Annotated in this window: 20 protein-coding genes and 3 tRNA genes; 18 read left to right on the top strand and 5 right to left on the bottom strand. The window is 68.0% G+C overall.

All coding sequences use genetic code 11. The features are described 5' to 3' along the window. Positions 1–12: 12 nt before the first annotated feature. The 4 genes from ABOZ73_RS01765 to ABOZ73_RS01750 all read left to right on the top strand — a co-directional run bounded on the left by ABOZ73_RS01765 (position 13) and on the right by ABOZ73_RS01750 (position 2,118). Positions 13–747 (top strand): DUF2793 domain-containing protein, encoded by a 735-nt coding sequence (locus ABOZ73_RS01765; RefSeq protein ID WP_369060215.1) that lies wholly within the window; start codon positions 13–15, stop codon positions 745–747. Continuing rightward, entirely contained in the window at positions 744–1,202 is a 459-nt protein-coding gene (locus ABOZ73_RS01760; protein ID WP_369060213.1) for a lysozyme, read from the top strand. The genes ABOZ73_RS01765 and ABOZ73_RS01760 overlap by 4 nt, the downstream gene beginning before the upstream one ends. A 63-nt stretch (positions 1,203–1,265) precedes the next feature. Then, positions 1,266–1,640, top strand: coding sequence for a hypothetical protein (locus tag ABOZ73_RS01755; protein ID WP_369060212.1), 375 nt, complete (start codon positions 1,266–1,268; stop codon positions 1,638–1,640). Positions 1,641–1,785: 145 nt separating this feature from the next. After that, positions 1,786–2,118 (top strand): hypothetical protein, encoded by a 333-nt coding sequence (locus ABOZ73_RS01750; protein ID WP_369060210.1) that lies wholly within the window; start codon positions 1,786–1,788, stop codon positions 2,116–2,118. On the opposite strand, the gene ABOZ73_RS01745 is transcribed toward ABOZ73_RS01750, so the two are convergent. Further along, positions 2,115–3,290, bottom strand: a complete 1,176-nt coding sequence (locus tag ABOZ73_RS01745) for a benzoate/H(+) symporter BenE family transporter (protein WP_369060208.1) — start codon at positions 3,288–3,290, stop codon at positions 2,115–2,117. The genes ABOZ73_RS01750 and ABOZ73_RS01745 overlap by 4 nt on opposite strands. A 100-nt stretch (positions 3,291–3,390) precedes the next feature. Further along, positions 3,391–3,465: transfer RNA gene (locus tag ABOZ73_RS01740), tRNA-Thr, on the bottom strand. A gap of 101 nt (positions 3,466–3,566) precedes the next feature. Here ABOZ73_RS01740 and ABOZ73_RS01735 point away from each other — a divergent pair. From ABOZ73_RS01735 to ABOZ73_RS01670, 14 genes are all read left to right on the top strand, one after another. Next, on the top strand, positions 3,567–3,704 hold the full coding sequence (locus ABOZ73_RS01735; protein ID WP_369060207.1) for a hypothetical protein: 138 nt from the start codon (positions 3,567–3,569) through the stop codon (positions 3,702–3,704). 115 nt (positions 3,705–3,819) lie between these two features. After that, the gene (murA, locus tag ABOZ73_RS01730) at positions 3,820–5,106 is read left to right on the top strand and encodes a UDP-N-acetylglucosamine 1-carboxyvinyltransferase (RefSeq protein WP_369060205.1); all 1,287 of its coding nucleotides are present in this window, start codon (positions 3,820–3,822) and stop codon (positions 5,104–5,106) included. A 3-nt stretch (positions 5,107–5,109) separates the two neighbouring features. Next, positions 5,110–5,541 (top strand): DUF2948 family protein, encoded by a 432-nt coding sequence (locus ABOZ73_RS01725; RefSeq protein ID WP_369060203.1) that lies wholly within the window; start codon positions 5,110–5,112, stop codon positions 5,539–5,541. 43 nt (positions 5,542–5,584) lie between these two features. Further along, the gene (gene hisD / locus ABOZ73_RS01720) at positions 5,585–6,865 is read left to right on the top strand and encodes a histidinol dehydrogenase (RefSeq protein WP_369060201.1); all 1,281 of its coding nucleotides are present in this window, start codon (positions 5,585–5,587) and stop codon (positions 6,863–6,865) included. Next, positions 6,865–7,332, top strand: a complete 468-nt coding sequence (locus ABOZ73_RS01715; protein WP_369060199.1) for a UPF0262 family protein — start codon at positions 6,865–6,867, stop codon at positions 7,330–7,332. The genes hisD and ABOZ73_RS01715 overlap by 1 nt, the downstream gene beginning before the upstream one ends. Before the next feature lie 5 nt (positions 7,333–7,337). After that, positions 7,338–7,793 carry a low molecular weight phosphatase family protein gene (locus ABOZ73_RS01710; protein WP_369060198.1) on the top strand — a complete coding sequence of 152 codons (456 nt, stop codon included), beginning with the start codon at positions 7,338–7,340 and terminating at the stop codon, positions 7,791–7,793. 73 nt (positions 7,794–7,866) lie between these two features. Further along, entirely contained in the window at positions 7,867–8,424 is a 558-nt protein-coding gene (locus ABOZ73_RS01705) for a Maf family nucleotide pyrophosphatase (RefSeq protein ID WP_369062595.1), read from the top strand. Beyond that, on the top strand, positions 8,421–9,467 hold the full coding sequence (locus tag ABOZ73_RS01700; RefSeq protein ID WP_369060196.1) for a ribonuclease E/G: 1,047 nt from the start codon (positions 8,421–8,423) through the stop codon (positions 9,465–9,467). The genes ABOZ73_RS01705 and ABOZ73_RS01700 overlap by 4 nt, the downstream gene beginning before the upstream one ends. After that, positions 9,464–9,646, top strand: coding sequence for a DNA gyrase inhibitor YacG (locus tag ABOZ73_RS01695; protein ID WP_369060195.1), 183 nt, complete (start codon positions 9,464–9,466; stop codon positions 9,644–9,646). The genes ABOZ73_RS01700 and ABOZ73_RS01695 overlap by 4 nt, the downstream gene beginning before the upstream one ends. Positions 9,647–9,748: 102 nt before the next feature. Further along, a tRNA-Phe gene (locus tag ABOZ73_RS01690) sits at positions 9,749–9,824 on the top strand. A gap of 482 nt (positions 9,825–10,306) precedes the next feature. After that, positions 10,307–11,101, top strand: a complete 795-nt coding sequence (gene exbB / locus ABOZ73_RS01685; protein WP_369062594.1) for a tonB-system energizer ExbB — start codon at positions 10,307–10,309, stop codon at positions 11,099–11,101. Positions 11,102–11,106: 5 nt separating this feature from the next. Continuing rightward, positions 11,107–11,544: a biopolymer transporter ExbD gene (locus ABOZ73_RS01680; protein ID WP_277787187.1), complete on the top strand. Its 438-nt coding sequence runs from the start codon at positions 11,107–11,109 to the stop codon at positions 11,542–11,544. A 14-nt stretch (positions 11,545–11,558) separates the two neighbouring features. Then, positions 11,559–12,284 carry an energy transducer TonB gene (locus ABOZ73_RS01675; protein WP_369060192.1) on the top strand — a complete coding sequence of 242 codons (726 nt, stop codon included), beginning with the start codon at positions 11,559–11,561 and terminating at the stop codon, positions 12,282–12,284. Between the two features lie 140 nt (positions 12,285–12,424). Beyond that, positions 12,425–12,501: transfer RNA gene (locus tag ABOZ73_RS01670), tRNA-His, on the top strand. A 324-nt stretch (positions 12,502–12,825) separates the two neighbouring features. Here ABOZ73_RS01670 and ABOZ73_RS01665 read toward each other — a convergent pair. From ABOZ73_RS01665 to ABOZ73_RS01655, 3 genes are read right to left on the bottom strand one after another with little or no spacing between them, the layout of a single operon-like run. Further along, positions 12,826–14,232 carry an efflux transporter outer membrane subunit gene (locus ABOZ73_RS01665; protein ID WP_369060191.1) on the bottom strand — a complete coding sequence of 469 codons (1,407 nt, stop codon included), beginning with the start codon at positions 14,230–14,232 and terminating at the stop codon, positions 12,826–12,828. Next, entirely contained in the window at positions 14,232–17,447 is a 3,216-nt protein-coding gene (locus ABOZ73_RS01660; protein ID WP_369060189.1) for an efflux RND transporter permease subunit, read from the bottom strand. The genes ABOZ73_RS01665 and ABOZ73_RS01660 overlap by 1 nt, the downstream gene beginning before the upstream one ends. A gap of 12 nt (positions 17,448–17,459) precedes the next feature. Continuing rightward, complete coding sequence (locus ABOZ73_RS01655; RefSeq protein ID WP_369060188.1) at positions 17,460–18,599, bottom strand: efflux RND transporter periplasmic adaptor subunit; 1,140 nt, start codon at positions 18,597–18,599, stop codon at positions 17,460–17,462. Positions 18,600–18,684: the final 85 nt, after the last annotated feature.

Raw genomic sequence — 18,684 nt, 5'->3', positions numbered from 1 at the left:
GGAGAGACGCCCTTGTCCGACGACGCGACGCCCCGCCTGGGGCTGCCCTACCTGGCGGCCGGCCAGGCCCAGAAGCATGTCACCCTCAACGAGGCCCTGAGCCGCCTGGACGGGCTGGTGCAGCCGGCTGTCGCCAGCCGCGCGACGGCGGCTCAGCCGGCGAGCCCGGTCGACGGGGCGCTGTACATCCTGCCCGCCGGCGCCGCGGGCGCGGACTGGTCCGGCCGTGCCGCGGGAACCCTGATGCGGTTCGAGGCGGTGGCGTGGGAGGCGCTGGCGGTCCAGCCCGGCTTCCTGGCCTGGATCGCCGACGAGCAGGTGCTGGCGGTATGGACGGCGGCCGGCTGGACGGCGCTGTCCTCCACCTTCCGCAACCTGACCGCCGCCCTGTCGCCCAGGGGGGCGGCGACGCGGTTCGAGATCCGCGAGCAGGAACTGACCCTGGCGGGCGCCAGCGTGGTCAGCACGGTGGTGATCCCGGCGCGGGCCATCGCGCTGGGCGTCTCGACCCGCACCACCCAGGCGGTGACGGGGGCGAGCAGCTACAGCTGCGGCGTGGCGGGGGAGGCGGGCAAGTTCGGCGCGCTGCTGAGCATCGCCCTGGGCGGCGCCAACATCGGGGTCGTTGGTCCCACGGCGTTCTATGCCGACACGCCGGTGGTGCTGACGGCGACGGGCGGGGCCTTCACCGGCGGCAAGGTGCGGCTGTCGATCCACCTGATGACGTTTGAGGGGGCCGCGTCGTGAGCGCGCTTCCCAGAGAAATCCCCGATGCGGCGGCCGAACTCGTCATGGCCTGGGAAGGTCGGCGGCTTGAGGCCTATCGCGACTCTGGCGGTGTCTGGACCATCGGCTTTGGGCACACCGCCCCGGGCTTCGGCAAGGGTTTCAAGATCAGCCTTGTGATCGCCCTCGCCTGGCTGTTGGAAGATCTTCAGATCGCCGCCGAGCGCCTTGAAAAACGCATCGGACGTGAAGTCGTGGATCGTCTCACCGACAACCAGTACGCGGCCCTCTTGTCCTTCGTCTTCAATCTCGGGGCGGGCGCCGACTGGACCATCTGGAAGCTGCTGCGCGAGGGAAGGTTCGACGAGGTCCCCAACCAGATGGCGCGTTTCGTCCATGCCGGAGGCGTGAAGCTGAAAGGCCTGGTCAATCGGCGGGCGGCCGAGATCCAGCTTTGGCGTTCCGGGCCGACGTAACCATACCTGCCGCTGGCGCTCGCGCATTTATGGCCTACATTGATCTCAGACGAGGAGACCGAGATGGGCGTGAATGTGCGCAATGCGGTGGTTCAGAACGACGGCCGAACGGTCGCGTCGGCCCATTTCGTCGCCGCCCAGGGCCTCAGCCAGACCGATAAGGTCGCGGCCCTGTCCGCGCTCGTGAACGACGCCGCCGCCACCCTGGGCCTGCCTTTCCAGGGGCCGGAGGCGGCGGAGGTGCTCTATCAGATCGCCGATGAGCGGGCGGGGGCGACGAGCATCGCCTTCGAGGCCAGCCCCGAGCCCGAGCCGGAACCCGAGGTGGAGCCGCTGCACAAGCGTCTGTGGAAGACGGCTCAGGCGCGTACGGCGATCATCGCCGCCAGCGCTCTGGTGTTCGGCGCGCTGGTTGGTGCGGTCCTGCGCGGCGCATAACTGCGATACTTTCGAAACTTCACCGTAGGCCAAGGTGTTGTCTCCTCGAATTCAGAGGAGAAGCAAATGAACTTTGCGTTGCGCAAATATAGTTTGCACCACTCAGAATTGTATGTTGTGACTTTTACTGCGCAGAGCCTAAGGGGTGGGTGCTGAGATGGCGGAGGACGTGCACGGATTGCTGTCCCGCATCAATCAGCCAAACCTGAAGTACCTGACCTTCTCCGACCCTGAGGAAGGCCCGGAAGCCCAGCCCGCGGCCGTCGAGACGCTGAAGGGCGGGGAGACAGAGCTTCAGCAACCGTCAGCTACGTCGCCGGCCCCTCGGACGGGCGGCCTGCTGCGCAAGTACCGCGCGGAGCCGCATGCGCCGCCGTCGATGCCCACGGCGGTCCCCCCGAGCAAGGCCGTGCCGCTGAAGCCGCTGTTCGCGCACTACGCCCAGGTGATCCGGCAAAAGAGCCAGCGGCGCGCCTAGGACGCCTTGGCGCGGGGCCGCAGCAGCGCCTTGGCGCCCAGGGCGGCGAAGCCCGCCAGCAGACCCCAGAACGCAGCCCCCAGCCCGAACAGGGCCAGGCCCGAGCCCGTGGCCAGGAAGGTGACGATCGCCGCGTCCCGGTCCTGCGGCGTGGCCAGCATGGTCTCTATCGCGCCGACCAGGGCGGGAATCAGGGCGATGCCGGTCAGGGACAGAATCACCGACGACGGCAGGGCGAGGAACAGTCGCACGAGAGCCGGCGCGAAGAAGGCCAGGACCAGATAGAAGCCGGCGTAGAGGATGCCCACGGTCCAGCGCCTGGCCTTGTCCGGATGCGCGTCCTGGCTGGTGCAGATGGCGGCGGTGATGGCCGCCAGATTGACCGCGTGGGCGCCGAAGGGGGCGGCGATCATGGTCGCGACGCCCGTCCCCACCAGCAGCGGGCCGGGCGTCGGCTCGTACCCCGCCGTGCGCAGGACCACGAGGCCAGGGAGGTTCTGCGAGACCAGGGTCACCAGGAACAGCGGCACGCCGATGCTGATGATCGCCCGGACATCGAAGGCGGGAATCACGGGGGCGAGCACGCCGAAGGTGGCGCCGGGCGCCAGTTGCCCGATGTCGCCCCGGAACAGGGTCAGGCCCACCCCGACCACCAGAACCAGGGGCAGGGCGTAGAGCGGCGCACGCTGCCGGGCCGCCAGGAAGGTCGCCACCAGCAGCACCACCAGCAGCGGATCGGTCGCGCCCACCTTGAACAGGCCCAGGCAGAAGGGCAGCAGCACGCCCGCCAGCATGGCCGAGGCGACGGAGGCTGGGATTCTCGCCGCCAGCCGCCCCAGCGCCGGCACGAGGCCGAGCACGGTCATGAAGGCGCCCGCCGCCAGGAACGCCCCGACCGCCGCCGGCCAGCTTAGCCCCGACGCCGTGGCCGCCAGCAGGGCCGCCCCCGGCGTCGACCAGGCCAGAACGATGGGCATGCGCAGGCGGAGGGACAGCAGGGCGCCGGCGATGGCGATTCCCAGGCATAGGGCGGTGACCGCCGATCCGGTCTGCTCCACCGAGGCGCCCAGGGTGCGCATGGCCTGAACCACAAGAGCGACAGTGCCGCCAAAACCGATCAGGGCGGCGATGAGGGCCGAGGACCAGGCGGGAATCGGGGGGAGGCGAAGCATGCTTCACCTATCGCGCAAGCAGGCGTGCTTCGTCGAGCGAGCGGTTCGATCTGATTTTGGGGAGTGTGGTGAGGGCCCAGATCGATGATCTGGGCCCCCGTGGTGCCGCCGGGCAGGATTGAACTGCCGACCTCAGCCTTACCAAGGATGCGCTCTACCACTGAGCTACGGCGGCGAAGAGGTGCGGCGTATAGCGAAGACCGGCGGGGAGGTGAAGCCCGAAATCGATCAAAAATGATATTGACCGCAAAAACTCACCAAGACACCGCTTCAGGCATGACCGAGAACAAGGAAAAACCCGACCCCAAGGCCGAGCGCGACGCCAAGCTGGCGCAGGCTCTTCGGGCAAATCTGCGCCGTCGCAAGGCGGGCGCGGCCGTTACGCCGAAAAAGTCGGGGGCCGAGGAGGCCTGACCCGCGTTTTTCAATGTGAAGGACTTGTGGGGGCGCCCCTTGCGTAGGGTAGAACCGCTCCTCACATCGGCCGAACCGCGGCTTTAGGCGGCGGTTTCTGGGCTAGGGGATGAATTTGGATCGAATCGCCATCACCGGCGGCGTGCAACTGAACGGGGAAATCCCGATCAGCGGCGCCAAGAACTCGGCAATCAAGCTCATGGCCGCCAGTCTGCTGACTGACGAGCCGCTGCGCCTGACCAACATGCCGCGCCTGGCCGACACGCAATTCCTGGGCAAGCTGCTGACGCGCCTGGGCGCGTCGGTGGACGAGAAGGACGGCGCCGACGGTTCGGAAACCGTGCTGCACGTGCCGGAGATCGTGAGCGCCATCGCGCCCTACGACCTGGTCCGCCAGATGCGCGCCTCGTTCAACGTGCTGGGTCCGCTGGTGGCCCGCACCGGCCAGGCCAAGGTCTCGCTGCCGGGCGGCTGCACCATCGGCGCGCGTCCCGTGGACCTGCACCTGCAAGCGCTGGAAGCGCTGGGCGCCAAGATCGACCTGCATGAGGGCTATGTCTTCGCCCAGGCCCCGCGCGGCCTGAAGGGCGCGGAGATCACCTTCCCGTTCGTTTCGGTCGGCGCGACCGAGCACGCGCTGCTGGCGGCCGTCCTGGCCCAGGGCGTGACGGTGCTGCACAACTGCGCCTGCGAGCCGGAGATGATCGATCTGGCCGAATGCCTGAACAAGATGGGCGCCAAGGTTGAAGGCGCGGGCACCCCGACCATCACGGTGACCGGCGTCGCAAAGCTGGGCGGCGCGACGCACGCGGTGATTCCCGACCGTATCGAGATGGGCACCTACGCCGTGGCCGCCGCCATGGCCGGGGGCGAGGTTCGCCTGACCAAGGCCCGTCCGGGCCTGATCGACGCCCTGCTGACGAAGATCGAGGAAGCCGGCGCCAGCGTCAGCGAGACCGCCGACGGCGTGATCATCAAGCGCAACGGCTCGCGCCTGAACGCGGTGGACGTGGAGACGGGCGTGTTCCCGGGCTTCGCCACCGACCTGCAGGCGCAGTTCATGTCGCTGATGACCACGGCCAAGGGCGAGAGCCGCATCCGCGAGACCATCTTCGAGAACCGCTTCATGCACGTGCCGGAACTGGCGCGCCTGGGCGCCGACATCTCGGTGTCGGGCGGCGAGGCGGTGGTGCGCGGCGTCGAGCAACTGGAAGGGGCCGAGGTCATGGCCACCGACCTGCGCGCCTCGGTCAGCCTGGTGATCGCCGGCCTGGTGGCGCGCGGCGAGACCGTGGTCAGCCGCATCTATCACCTGGACCGTGGGTTCGAGCGCCTGGAAGAGAAGCTCGGCAATTGCGGGGCCCAGGTGCGCCGCATCCACGGCGAGCCGGACGAGCTTTAAGCCATGGCTGCGCAACCGCTTCGACTGCTGGCCCACGAAAGCGACGACCTCGCGGTGATCTCGGCCGCGCTGCAGGACGCCCTGGGCAAGATCGGCGACATCACCTGGGAGCCGTCGGCCAAACGCCTGACCCTGGCCTTCAACCGCTACCGCTGGGAAGCCGGCGGCAAGGGGAAGGGCGAGCGGGTCCGTTCGGCCCTGCAGCTGGCCGGGGTGCAGAACGTCCAGGCGCGCAAGCTGCGTCGGGACGCCAAGGGCGCGGTGATCGTGCTGCTGTCGATCACCTTCGAGCCCGGCGCGGCTCCGGGCGGGACGATCACCTTCAACTTCGCGGGCGGCGGCGACCTGCGCGCCGAGGTGGAATGCATCGACGCCGTCCTGGCCGACGTGTCGGAGCCGTGGCGCGCCAGCCGCACTCCCGGTCACGACGAATAAGGCCGCCTTCGCCAGCCCGGCGTGATGTTGTATAGCCCGGCTCATGCGCCGGTTCCGATCTTCCGACCCCGACTTTGAAACCCGTTTCCAGGCCTTCGTGGCCGAGCAGCGGGGTTCGCCCGACGACGTGGGCGCGGCGGTCCGTTACGTCCTGCAGAACGTGCAGAATGAAGGCCTGCCGGCCGTGCTGCGTTTCGCGCGCCAGTTCGACAAGGTCGAGCTGACCGAGGAGACCATCCGGGTCACGCCCGAGGAGATCGCCGCCGGCGCCGCCGAGTGCGATCCCGAGGTCCGCGAGGCCATCCGCATCGCGGCGGCGCGCATCAAGACCTTCCATGAACGGCAGAAGCCCGCCGACCAGAGCTTCGTCGACGAGGTCGGGGTTCAGCTGGGCTGGCGCTGGACGCCCCTGGAGGCGGTGGGCGTCTATGTGCCGGGCGGTCGCGCGGCCTATCCGTCGACCGTGCTGATGAACTGCGTGCCGGCCCAGGTGGCGGGTGTCGATCGCATAGCCATGGTCACGCCTCCGGGCAAGCTGCAGCCGGCGGTGCTGGCCGCCGCCCAGGAAGCCGGCGTCACCGAGATCTGGCGCGTGGGCGGGGCTCAGGCCGTGGCCGCCCTGGCCTTCGGCGCCGGCCCCATCGCGCCGGTGGACAAGATCGTCGGCCCGGGCAACGCCTTTGTCACCGCCGCCAAGCGGCAGATCTACGGTGTTGTCGGCATCGACGCCCTGGCCGGGCCGTCGGAGATCGTGGTCGTGGCGGACGGCAAGAACAATCCGGCCTGGATCGCCGCCGACCTGCTGTCGCAGGCCGAGCACGATCCGGCCGCGCAATCGATCCTGATCACTGACGACGAAGCCTTCGCCGACAAGGTGGAGCAGGCGATCGCCAAGGAATTTGAGACCCTGGCCACCGCCGAGGACGCCCGCGAGTCCTGGAAGAACCACGGCGCGATCATCATCGCGCCCCTGGCCGACAGCCCGCGTCTGGTGAACATCCTGGCGCCGGAGCACGTCGAGTTCGCCCTCGACGATCCGGAGAGCCTGTCGGACCAGGTGCGTCACGCCGGCGCGATCTTCCTGGGGCGGCATACGCCAGAGGCCATCGGCGACTATATCGCCGGCACCAACCACGTCCTGCCCACCAGCCGGGCGGCGCGGTTCCAGTCGGGCCTGTCGATCTACGACTTCCTCAAGCGCACCTCGATCGTCAAATGCGACGCGGCCTCGTTCGCGCGACTAGGCCCGCCGACGGTGGCCCTGGCCACGGCCGAAGGCCTGCCTGCGCACGCGCGCTCGGCGGCGGTGCGGCTGGAGCCCTGATGAGCGGGCCGCACGTCCTCAAGGCCGTCGAGATCGACGAAGAATCCCTGGCCGCCGCCTCACGCGACCAGGAGCAGGAACGTCAGGTCGCGATCTATGACCTGCTGGAGGCCAACAGCTTCCAGCCCGAGGGCGCGGCCGGCGGGCCTTATGACCTGAAGATCTCGCTGGTGGAGAACCGTCTGGCCCTGGACATCACCGGGCCGGAATTCGCCTATCGGCACGTGCTGTCGCTGTCGCCGTTCCGGATGGTGATCAAGGACTACTTCATCGTCTGCGAGAGCTACTACCACGCCATCCGCAACTCGACGCCGCAGCAGATCGAGGCCTTGGACATGGGACGGCGGGGCTTGCACAACGAAGGCTCGACCCTGCTGCGTGAGCGTCTCGAGGGCAAGGTGACGCTGGACTTCGATACGGCCCGGCGCCTGTTCACCCTGATCTGCGCCCTGCACTGGCGGGGCTGATTCCCGTGGTGGAGCTTCCGGGGGCGGTTCTGTTCGCCTGCAACTTCAACCGCGTGCGGTCGCCTATGGCCGAAGGGCTGCTGCGCCTGCGGTTCGGGGACCGGATCTTTGTCGATTCGTGCGGGCTGAAGTCGGACCCCGCCGGGCGGACGGCCGATCCCTTCGCCCAGGCGGTGATGGACGAGCTGGGCTTCGACCTTTCGACCCACCGGGCCAAGACCTTCGCCGAGCTGGAGGACGAGTCCTTCGACATGGTCATCTCCCTGACGCCCGAGGCGCAGCACCGGGCGGTGGAGATGGCGCGGGGCAGGGCGGTGGAGATCCTTTACTGGCCGACCATCGACCCCACCTTGACCGAAGGTTCGCGCGAGGCGGTGATCGAGACCTATCGCAAGGTGCGAGACGATCTGGCCGCCGCGATCCAGCGCCGCTTCGGCTCGACATCGACGTTCGGCGGCTGAGCAAGCTATATGGCGGCGCCCGCCGCTCGAGGATCCATGAGTTCAGACTGATAAAGCCCGTCCGCCGCTCGTCCTGGCCAGCGCCAGCCCGCGCCGCCTCGATCTGCTGCGTCAGGGGGGGATCGAACCTGATCGGGTGGCTCCGGCCGATATCGACGAAACGCCGCTGCGGGACGAGACGCCGCGCCGCCTGGCTTTGCGCCTGGCGGTGGAGAAGGCCGCCGCCGCCGCGGTCCATGCACCGGACGCGGTGGTCCTAGGCGCGGATACGGTGGTCTGCGTCGGCCGGCGCATCCTGCCCAAGGCCGAGACCGAGGCGGAGGCGCGGCAATGCCTGACGCTGCTTTCCGGGCGGGCGCACAAGGTGCTGACCGGCATCGCCGCCGTCGCGCCGGACGGCCGCAAGGCCTCGCGGCTGGTGGAGACGCGCCTGCACGTCAAACGCCTGACCAGGGCGGAGATCGAAGCCTATGTCGCCAGCGGCGAATGGAAGGGCAAGGCGGGCGGCTATGGCATCCAGGGCCGGGCGGGGGCGTTCATCCTCGGCCTGGACGGCTCCTATACGGGGGTGGTCGGCCTGCCGCTCTATGAGACTGTGAATCTGCTTTCGGGACTTGGGTGGCGCGCATGAGCGAAGATCGTTGGCTCTTTCTCGACCGGGGGATCGGCGAGACGCGCGGCCTGATCGTGCATGACGGGCGGCCGGAGCGGCTGGTCATCCAGCGCGACGGCGACGATCCGGTCCTGACCGAAGGCGCGCGGTCCATCGCCCGCGTCCGCAAGATAGAGAAGGTGATGTCCACCGCTTTCCTGGACCTGCCGGGCGGGGCCGAGGCGATCCTGGCCCTCAAGGCCGACATGCCGCCGCTGGTTCAGGGCGGATCGGTGGAGATCGAGATCAAGAGCGAGCCGCGCAACGGCAAGCTGGCCGTCGCCCGCTTCATCGAGGAGGCCAAGGGCGCGCCGCGCCTGACCGCTGGCCCGGGCGACCTGGCCGAGCAACTGATGCTGTGGGCGGGGACCGAAGAGGTGTTCGAGGGGCCGGACGCCCGCGCCGCCATCGACGAGGCCGAGGAAGAAGTCCTGCTGACTGTCCACGCCCTGCCGGGCGGCGGCACGATCAGCATCGAGCCGACCCGCGCCCTGATCGCTGTGGACGTCGATTTGGGCGACCGGGGCGGGCAGGATTCCAAGAAGGTGACACGGCAGGCCAACATGACGGCCCTGACCGTCGGCGCGCGACTGATGCGCCTTAAGGGGCTGGGCGGGCTGGTGGTCTATGACCTGGTCGGCCGGGGCCACGACGGCCATGCCCTGCTGGGCGTGGCGCGCAAGGCGTTCGCTCCGGACAACCCCGGCGTGGCCATCGGCGCGATCAGCCGGTTCGGCACCATGGAAATGACGATTCCCCGCCGCCGTCGCTCGGCGCTGGAGATTCTGCGCGGGCCGGATGGCCGGCTGACCAACCAGACCCTGGCGCTTCGCCTGGTGCGGATGATCGAGCGGGAAGGGGCGGCGTCGCCGGGCGGCCAGCTGCGGGCTTTCTGTTCTCCGGCCGTGGCCAAGGCGGTCGAGACCTATCTGCCCGCGCTTCGCGACAAGCTGGGGGCGCGGTTCGAGGTTCAGGGCTCCGACCGTGGCGGTCCTGAACACCTTGAAGTGATCAGCAAATGAGCAAGGGCTGCCCAATCTGCTCAAAGCCGACCGATCCGGCGTTCAAGCCGTTTTGTTCGAAGCGCTGCGCGGATGTCGATCTGCAGCGCTGGCTGGTGGGAAGCTATGCCGTTCCCGGCGGTCGCGGCGGGGACGAGGAAGAGGGGGCCTCGACCCCTTTTTCCAACGACGAAGAATAAGATGTCGGATCGGCTGGACAGGCCGGATCGTCTCTTCTATAGACGCGGCTCCCGCGAACGCGGGGACGCTTTGAGGCCTGATTTCGCTGGCTTCAAGGGAACGCCTGGGTAGCTCAGTTGGTAGAGCAGCGGATTGAAAATCCGCGTGTCGCTGGTTCGATTCCGGCCCCAGGCACCACCTCCCTCACTTGCTCCCCTAAAAAAATAGATCGACCCTCACGATGCGGCTTTTCGCCCGCATTGCGTCTTACGCACGCGCAACGTGGATAATGCTGTTCCGGGGGAATTTTTGCTGTTTTGCGACAGTTTTATTTTGTGCAACGCAATAAACCTAACGTCGTTAGGTCGCTCCCGATCAAATATCTCTCAAGCGAGGGCCTTGACGATGGGGCAATGGTTCGCCAAAGGACCATGACCGCAATTCTGACATTGCGGTAATTCTCGGATGGCTCTCGGGCTGTCCGGGGCCCTCGCGCCTTCGAAACGCGGTTCCGGCCTTTTGGTTGGTTCAGCGTTGCGGGTCGGGCGCAGCGAAGCGGTGTTGGGAGTAGAGCTCAAACTAACGAAGTGATGCTTCTCAACATGTTCGTAGGGTGGAGACGCTTTCGCGCGACGACCCTTGTGTCCAAACGTGCTAGACCAATCAGGAACTGGCGACAGATGCTCAACAAACGACTGACTACCATTCTCGGCCTCGCCGGCGCTGCGGCGCTCATGGCGGCCGCCCCGGCTCTCGCTCAGGAAGCCCCTGCGACGATCGCCCACGCCGGCAAGCTCACGCCTGTCCAGATGTTCCTTGACGCCGAACCGGTCGTTAAGGTCGTCATGATCGGCCTGGTGCTGGCTTCGGTCTTCTCGTGGGTGCTGCTGATCAGCAAGCTCTTCGAGTTCGGCGGCCTCAACAAGCAATCGGACAAGTACCTGGAAGACTTCCGCGGTGCGAAGACGATCGCCGACATCGGCCGTCTCTCTTCCTCGGAAGAGTATGAAGGCAACCCGATGGCCGACATGGCCGCCGCGGCTTCGTCGGAAATCGAACTCTCCCGTCAAGCTGGCCTTCAGGTTTCGGGCGCTCACCGCAACTCGACCCTGGTCCGCGTTCAAACCGCCATCAACGCCGTGCAAGCCAACCTGGCTAAGCGCCTCGGCGGCGGGATGACCTTCCTGGCTTCCGTCGGTTCGGCCGGTCCGTTCATCGGTCTGTTCGGCACCGTTTACGGGATCATGAACTCGTTCATCGGTATCGCGAACACCAACACGACCAACCTGGCCGTCGTCGCCCCCGGCATCGCCGAAGCGCTGCTCGCCACGGGTATCGGTCTGTTCGCCGCCATCCCGGCGGTTATCTTCTACAACTACTTCCAGACCCGCATCTCGGCCTACGGGACGCGCGCTGAAGGTTTTGTGGCTGAACTGACCAACGCTCTGTCGCGTCAGCTCGACAAGGGGGCCTAAGACCTATGGGCGCCAAACTCTCTGGAGGGGGCGGCGGTAGGTTCAACGTCGAACAGAACAGCGAGATCAACGTCACGCCGTTCGTCGATGTGATGCTGGTTCTCCTGATCATCTTCATGGTGGCGGCTCCGCTAGCCACCGTGTCGGTGGAAGTGGACCTCCCGCCTGCGGTCGCGAAAGCGTCGCAGAACCCGCCGAAACCGGTCTACATCTCGATCCAGTCCAATGGGGCGATCTACATCGGGGACTTCGAAACCTCGGTGGATACCATGGGCGAGGATCTGAAGAAGAACGTGGGCCGTCGCGACCCGACCAAGGAGCGCATTTACATCCGTGCTGACAAGCAAACCCGCTACGGGGCTTTCATGCAGGTGATGAATACGCTTCAGGACAACGGGTTCTATAGCGTGGCGCTGATCGGCGCCGACGCGGCTGCTTCGTAGGGGTGCATGGTTGAATGGCTGAAGAACAGCAAGAACCCAGGCGTCACTACGATCCGCTGACGGCTAACGGTGGCCCGAAGAAGAAGGGCCTCGGCGCCTTCGGTATCGGGGTACTGGTCGCTTTCGGGCTTCACGCCCTCCTCGGGGTCTACCTGTGGAAGGTGAAGTTCGAGCCGAAGTACAAGGAGTACACGGACGAAGCGGTGAAGGTGGACGTCATTAAGCCGCCACCCCCGCCGCCGCCGCCGCCTCCGCCGCCGCCGCCGACCAACGAACCGCCGCCTCCGGCCAAGGTTCAGCCGCGTCCGCCGGCAAACGTCCCTCCGGACGTCACGCCGCCGCCGCCGCTGCCGATCCCGCCGGTTAAGGAACGGGTCGAAAGCCCGGCTCCGCCGGTGATCTCGACGGCTCCGCCGGCCCCGGCGGCTCCGCCGCGGCCGTCGGTGATCACGAACCCGGACTGGCTGCGCAAGCCGAGCGGTGACGACCTGGCTCGTTACTACCCGGACCGCGCGCAGCGGATGGAAATGAACGGTCGCGCGACCATCTCGTGCCAGGTGACCTCCAAGGGCACCCTGGAGAGCTGCTCGATCGTTTCGGAAGACCCGGCCGATTACGGCTTCGGCGACGCCGCCATCAAGCTGTCCCGCATCTTCCGGATGCGTCCGAAGACCAACGACGGCGCGCCCGTCGAAGGTGGTACGGTTCGGATCCCGATCGTCTTCCGCGTCCCGACCTAGGGTCCGCGAGAGCGAACAAAAAGAAGCGCCCCGGAGAGCGATCTCCGGGGCGTTTTCTTTGTTATGATACGGTCGTGAAAGACGCCTTTGGCGCTTGATCCGAAGCGCCCAGGAGACTAAAGGACACCCCTCGCGAATGCGCCGCCTTAGCTCAGTTGGTTAGAGCGCTAGATTGTGGCTCTAGAGGTCCTCAGTTCGAACCTGAGAGGTGGTACCATTCGCTTGACAAGGCCCGGCGGCGACGCCGGGCCTTTCTCGTTTCTGGCCGTCTTCGGCTATCGGCTCATCGGGTCCGAGCTTTCCTTACCGTCCTTAGAAGCTCGCTAGATGGCGCGTGTTTGCCGGCGCAGGGCAAGGCCATCGGAGCTTGCCTAAGTGGGCTCCTGCAGGGGCCTGGCGCCGTCGTGGAGGGCGTCAGGACCCTGCAGGCAGGGAAGGGAGCCAGAACCCGGCTGCCACCTACATGGACCACCTGCATCTGAAACGAAAAAGGGGAGCGGCTGAACCGCTCCCCCTGATCTGCTCGTCGTTTCTCCAGCCATTACTCGGCTGAAGCTACTTCCCAGCCGCCGCCCAGCGCCTTGAACAGGACGATCTGGTTGGTGGTGACGGCGGCCTCGGACTGGGCCAGCTGCGCCTCGAGCGCGGCGAGAGTGCGCTGGGCGTCGAGGACGGTCAGGAAACTGTCCACGCCGGCGTCGTAGCGCAGGCGGGCCAGGCGCAGGGCCTCGCTGCTCTGTTCGCGGCCGCGGCGCAGGGCCGTGCGGCGATCCAGCTCGCGGGCGTAGGCGGACAGGGCGGTCTCGGTCTCCTGAAGGGCGACGAGGTTGGCCTGTTCAAAGGTCGCCAGGGCGCCGTCCGCCGCCGCGCCGGCCTGCTTGATGCGGGCGCGGGTGGCCAGGATGTTTGGGAAGCTCCACGAGATCAGCGGGCCGAAGCTGAAGGTGTAGTCGTCGGCAAGATCGCCGGCCTTGAGGGCCGTCGAGCCGATGTTGCCGCCCAAGGTGACTTGCGGATACAGCGCGGCCGTGGCCACGCCGATGCGGGCGGTGGCGGCGGCCAGGCGGCGTTCGGCCTGGCGCACGTCCGGACGCCGGGCCAGCAGGCCGGCGCCGTCGCCCACCGGGATGGCTGAGGCCACCTGGGGGATGGTCGTGCAGTCACGGGCGCTGACCGGGATCTGGGCCGGCGGCTGGCCGGTCAGGACCGCCAGGCGGAACAGGGCCGCGTCCTTGGCCGCCAGCAGGGGCGGCAGGGTGGCGCGGGTGCTTTCCACCTGGGTGGCGGCGCGGGAGATGTCGAGGCCGGTGCCGCGTCCGTTGTCGAACTGGCTGCGGGTGAGGCCCAGCGTCTCCTGCTGCAGGGCGAGGGTGCGGTTGGCGACCTCGATCTGGACATTGGCGGCGCAGGCGTCGGCGAAGGCGCGCGCGGTCTCGGCCGCCACCGTCAGGCGCGTGGCGTCCAGGGCCGCCTGGGCGGCGTCCCGGTCGGCGCGGACCGCCTCGATGTTGCGGCTGACGCGGCCGAAGATGTCGACCTCGTAGTTCAGGTCGAAGCCGGCGTTGTAGACGTCAGCCTCGAAGGGCGGGGTGCCGGGCTGGATCTGCTGGCGCACGCTGCGTACCGAGCTGGACGCGGTCGTGGTCGGCAGACGGCCGGCGCGGGCCTCGCTGAGCGAGGCGCGGACCTGGGCCAGGTTGGCCGAGGCGACGGCGATGTCCTTGTTGGCCTCGAGCGCCTGGGCGACCAAAGCGTCGAGGGCCGGGGCCTGGAACAGCCGCCACCAGTCGCCGGCCGGAGCCGCCTGGGTGAAGGCCGCGTTGGCCCCGCCCAGGAAGGCGCCCTGCGGCGGCACGGCTTGCGGCTTTTCATAGTCCGGGCCGACCGCGCAGGCGGTCAGGACGGCGGCGGAAGCGCTCAGGACGAGCACGCGGGAGAGGCGGCGCATCAGTGGGCTCCGTCGTTGTCGGTGACCGGGTCGTGCGGCGTGGAGCCGCCCGTGGTCGGATAGGTACGCTCCTTGGCCGCCGGCTTGGGTAGGCGCTGGGCGATCCAGCGGCAGACCACATAGAAGACCGGCGTGAAGATCAGGCCGAAGAAGGTCACGCCCAGCATGCCGGAGAACACCGAGGTGCCCAGCGACTGGCGCATCTCCGCCCCCGGACCCGTGGCCAGCATCAGGGGCACGACGCCCAGGATGAAGGCGAACGAGGTCATCAGGATCGGGCGCAGGCGCGTGCGGGCGGCGGTGACGGCCGCCTCGAAGCGGTCCTGACCGTCCTGCTCCTCGGCCTGCTTGGCGAACTCCACGATCAGGATGGCGTTCTTGGCGGCGAGGCCGACGAGCACCACGAACCCGATTTGGACCAGGATGTTGTTGTCCAGGCCGCGGATGTTCACCCCGATGATGGCCGCGAGAATGCACATCGGCACGATCAGGATGACCGCCAGGGGCAGGGTGAAGGCCTCGTACTGGGCGGCCAGCACCAGGAAGACGAAGACGACGGCGAGGCCGAAGATCAGCGCGGCGGTGTTGCCCGACGCCTTTTCCTGGAACGCCAGTTCCGTCCACTCGTAGCTGAAGCCCTTGGGCAGGGTCTGGGCGGCCATGGACTCCATCTTCTCGATGGCCTGGGCCGACGAGACGCCCGGCGCCGCCTGGCCCTGCAGCTCAGCCGCGGGGAACAGGTTGAAGCGCACCACGCGCACCGGGCCGGTGTCGTCGCGCAGGTTGGCCACCGAGCCGAGCGGGACCATGCCGCCGGACGTCGAGCGGACCTTGAGGTCGCCGATGTCCGCGACGTCGTCGCGCTGGGTAGGCTCGGCCTGAGCGGTCACGCGGAAGGTGCGGCCCAGCATGTTGAAGTCGTTGATGTAGTTTGAGCCCAGATAGGTGCCGAGCGTGGAGTAGATCTCGCTGGGCTGGACGCCGAGCAGCAGGGCCTTGTCGCGGTCGATGTCGGCCGCCACGCGGGGCGAGCGGGTGTTGAACTGGGTGAAGACCTGTTGCAGCTCAGGGTCCTGGGCGGCGGCGCCCATCATGGCGAAGGACGCGCCTTCCAGGGCCGGATAGCCGGCGCCAGAACGGTCCTGGACCATCATCTTGAAGCCGCCGCCGTTGCCCAGGCCCTGAACGGGCGGGGGCGACAGGACGAAGACGCTGGCCTCCTGAACGGCGCCCATCTTCTGCATGATGGCGCCGGCCAGGTTGTCGGCGGACAGGTCGGAGCCGCGCTCGTCCCAGTCCTTCAGGCGGACGAACATGGTGCCCGCGTTGGAGGCCTGCGAGAAGCTGGCGCCATCGAGGCCGGCGAAGGACGCGACGCTTTCCACCCCGGGCATTTCCGAAACGGCCTTTGCCGTCTGGGCGAGCAGGGCGTCCGTGCGTTCCAGCGAGGCGCCGGGCGGCATCTGAACGACGCCGATGAGCACGCCCTGGTCCTGCTGCGGGATGAAGCCGCCAGGGGTGGCGCCGAGACGCCAGCCGGTGACCAGCAGCAGGCCGCCATAGACGATCAGAACGATCATGCTGGCGCGGATCAGGCGGGAGGTGAGGCGGCCATAGCGGTCGCTCAGCCAGTCGAAGCCGTCGTTGAAGCGCTTGCCGGCGTACTGCAGCGGGCGCAGCCAGCGCGGGCCCTGGTTCTCGTGGCCTTCCTTGTGCGGCTTGAGCAGCAGCGCGGCGAGGGCCGGAGACAGGGTCAGCGAGACGAGCAGCGAGATCAGCGAGGCGGCCGTGATGGTCACCGCGAACTGACGGTAGAACTGGCCCGGGATGCCCGAGACGAAGGCGGTCGGCACGAACACCGCGGTCAGCACGAGGCCGATGGCGATAAGGGCGCCCGACACTTCGTCCATGGTCCGATAGGCGGCCTCCCTAGGCGTCATGCCCATTCGGAGATTCCGCTCAACGTTCTCGACCACGACGATGGCGTCATCGACGACGATGCCGACGGCGAGGACGAGGGCGAACAGGGACAGGGAGTTGATCGAGAAGCCCAGCGCCAGCTGCACCGCGAAGGTGCCGACCAGGGCGACGGGGATGGCGATGATCGGGATGATCGCGGCGCGCCAAGTCTGGAGGAAGACCAGCACGACGATGACCACCAGCACGATGGCCTCGACCAGGGTGTGCTGCACCGACTCCACCGAGGCGGCGACATATTCGGTCGGGTTGTAGGGGATCGAATAGGTGACGCCCTGCGGGAAGCTCGCCTTGGCTTCCTCGACGGTGGCCAGGACGCGCTCGGCGGTGGCCAGGGCGTTGGAGCCGGGCTGCTGGATGATCGCCATGCCGATGCCGCGATCGCCGCTGAAGTAACCGCGGATGCCGTAGTCCTGAGAGCCGAGCTCCACGCGGGCCACGTCACGGACGCGGGTCACGCGGCCGCTGGCGTCGGTCTTGATGACCACGTCGGCGAACTCTTCCGGATCGGACAGGCGGCCTTCGACCTGGACCGGCATCTCCATGGCGGTGTTTCCGCCGAAGGGAGGCTGGCCGACGGAGCCGGCGGCGACCTGCACGTTTTGGGTGCGCAGGGCGGTGACGATCTCGGCCGCGGTCAGGTCGCGGGCGGCGGCGCGGCTGGGATCGATCCAGACGCGCATGGAGTAAAGGCCGCCGCCGAACACCTGCACGCCGCCCACGCCCTCGATGCGCAGCAGTTGGTCGCGCAGCGTCGCGTTGGCGTAGTTGCCGATGTAGTCGATGTCGGTGTTGGGGTCCTTGCTGGTCAGGGCGACCAGCATCAGGAAGCCGGTGGATTGCTTGTTCACCTGCACGCCGATCTGGCGCACCTGCTCGGGCAGGCGCGGTTCGGCGAGGGCGACGCGGTTCTGGACCAGCACCTGGGCGGCGTCGAGGTCGGTGCCCGGCTTGAAGGTGACGGTGATCTGCGCCAGGCCGTTGGCCGACGAGGAGGTCATGTAGAGCATGTCCTCGACGCCGTTGATCTCCTGCTCGATCGGCGCGGCCACGGTCTCGGCCAGCACCTCGGCGGAGGCGCCGGGATAGGTGGCGGCGACCGCGATGGTCGGCGGGGCGATCTCGGGATACTGGGCGAGCGGCAGCAGCGGATAGGCGAAGGCGCCGATCAGGCTGATGAACACCGAGATGACGACCGCGAAGATCGGTCGGTCGATGAAGAAGTGCGAAAGGCGCATGGGTCGCTGGCTCTACTGGACCGGCGTCGCGGTTGCGGCGGGGGCGGGCGCGGCGAGCTGCGGCGGGGATTCACCGCCCTCCTTGCGCGAGATCGTGGCTTTGGCCGGCGCGACCTTCTGGCCAGGCTGGGCGCGCTGGATGCCGTTGATGATCACCCGGTCGTCGGGGCGCAGGCCTGTCTTGACCACGCGCAGGCCGCCGCTGAGCGGGCCGAGCTGAAGGGGCTTCACAGTGACCGTGCCGTCGCCGGCCACCACATAGGCGACCTTGCGGGCCCCGTCGGCGACCACGGCCTCCTGCGGGATAAGCATGGCGTTGTAGGCGCCCGAGCCCTCGACGCGGGCGCGGCCGAACATGCCCGGCTTCAGGAAGCCGTTGGGGTTGGCGACCACGGCGCGCATGCGGAAGGAGCCGGAGCTGGCGTCCACGGCGTTGTCGGAGAAGTCGACCGTGCCGGTCCAGCGATAGTCGGCCTCGTCCTGCAGGCGGACTTTCACCCGGCCCGTGCCGCGGCCGGACTGACGCTGCTGGGTCAGGAGCTGGGCTTCCGAGGACTCGAAGGTGAAGTGGATCGGGCTGGTGGAGACGATGGTCGTCAGCACGTCGGCGTTGGACGTGCCGCCCGAGATGACGTTGCCGGCGTCCACGCGGCGGTCGGAGACAGTGCCGGACACCGGGGCGGTGACGCGGGTGAATTCCAGGTCCAGTTCGCGGGCGCGCAGGCCGGCCTCGGCCACCTGGGCGGCGGCGCGGCGGGTCTCGAACTCCTCGCGGGAGATGGCGGTGGCCGACAGCAGGCTTTCGGCGCGCTTCAGGTCGGCGCGGGCTTGATCAGCCTGGGCCTTGGCGGCGGCGAGGGCGGCCTGGGCGGGGCGGGGGTCCAGGGTGAACAGCAGTTGGCCGGCCTTCACCTGCTGGCCGTCGCGGAAGTGGATGGCCTGGATGTAGCCGCCGGCGCGGGCGCGGACCTGAACCGACTGCGGCGCCTCGAAGCGGCCGACGAAATCGTTCCAGTCGACGACGCGCTCCTGCAAAGGCGTTGCGACAGACACCTGGGGCGGACCGCCTTGAGGCTGAGCAGCCTTCGGACCGCAGGCGGTCAGGACGATTCCGGTCGCGCCGATGGCGGCGACGGCGAGGATCTTGCGCATTCTATTCCCCAGTTTGAGCTTCCGTAGGGGAAGCCCATGTCAACAGGCGGTGACTTCTAGCCCGAAGCGGGGTATATAAGTCAAC

This window comes from Caulobacter sp. 73W, assembly GCF_041021955.1.
In the GTDB taxonomy this organism is placed as follows: Bacteria; Pseudomonadota; Alphaproteobacteria; order Caulobacterales; family Caulobacteraceae; genus Caulobacter.
Note: the sequence above shows the minus strand (reverse complement) of the source record. Positions and strands in the feature narration are given on the sequence as shown.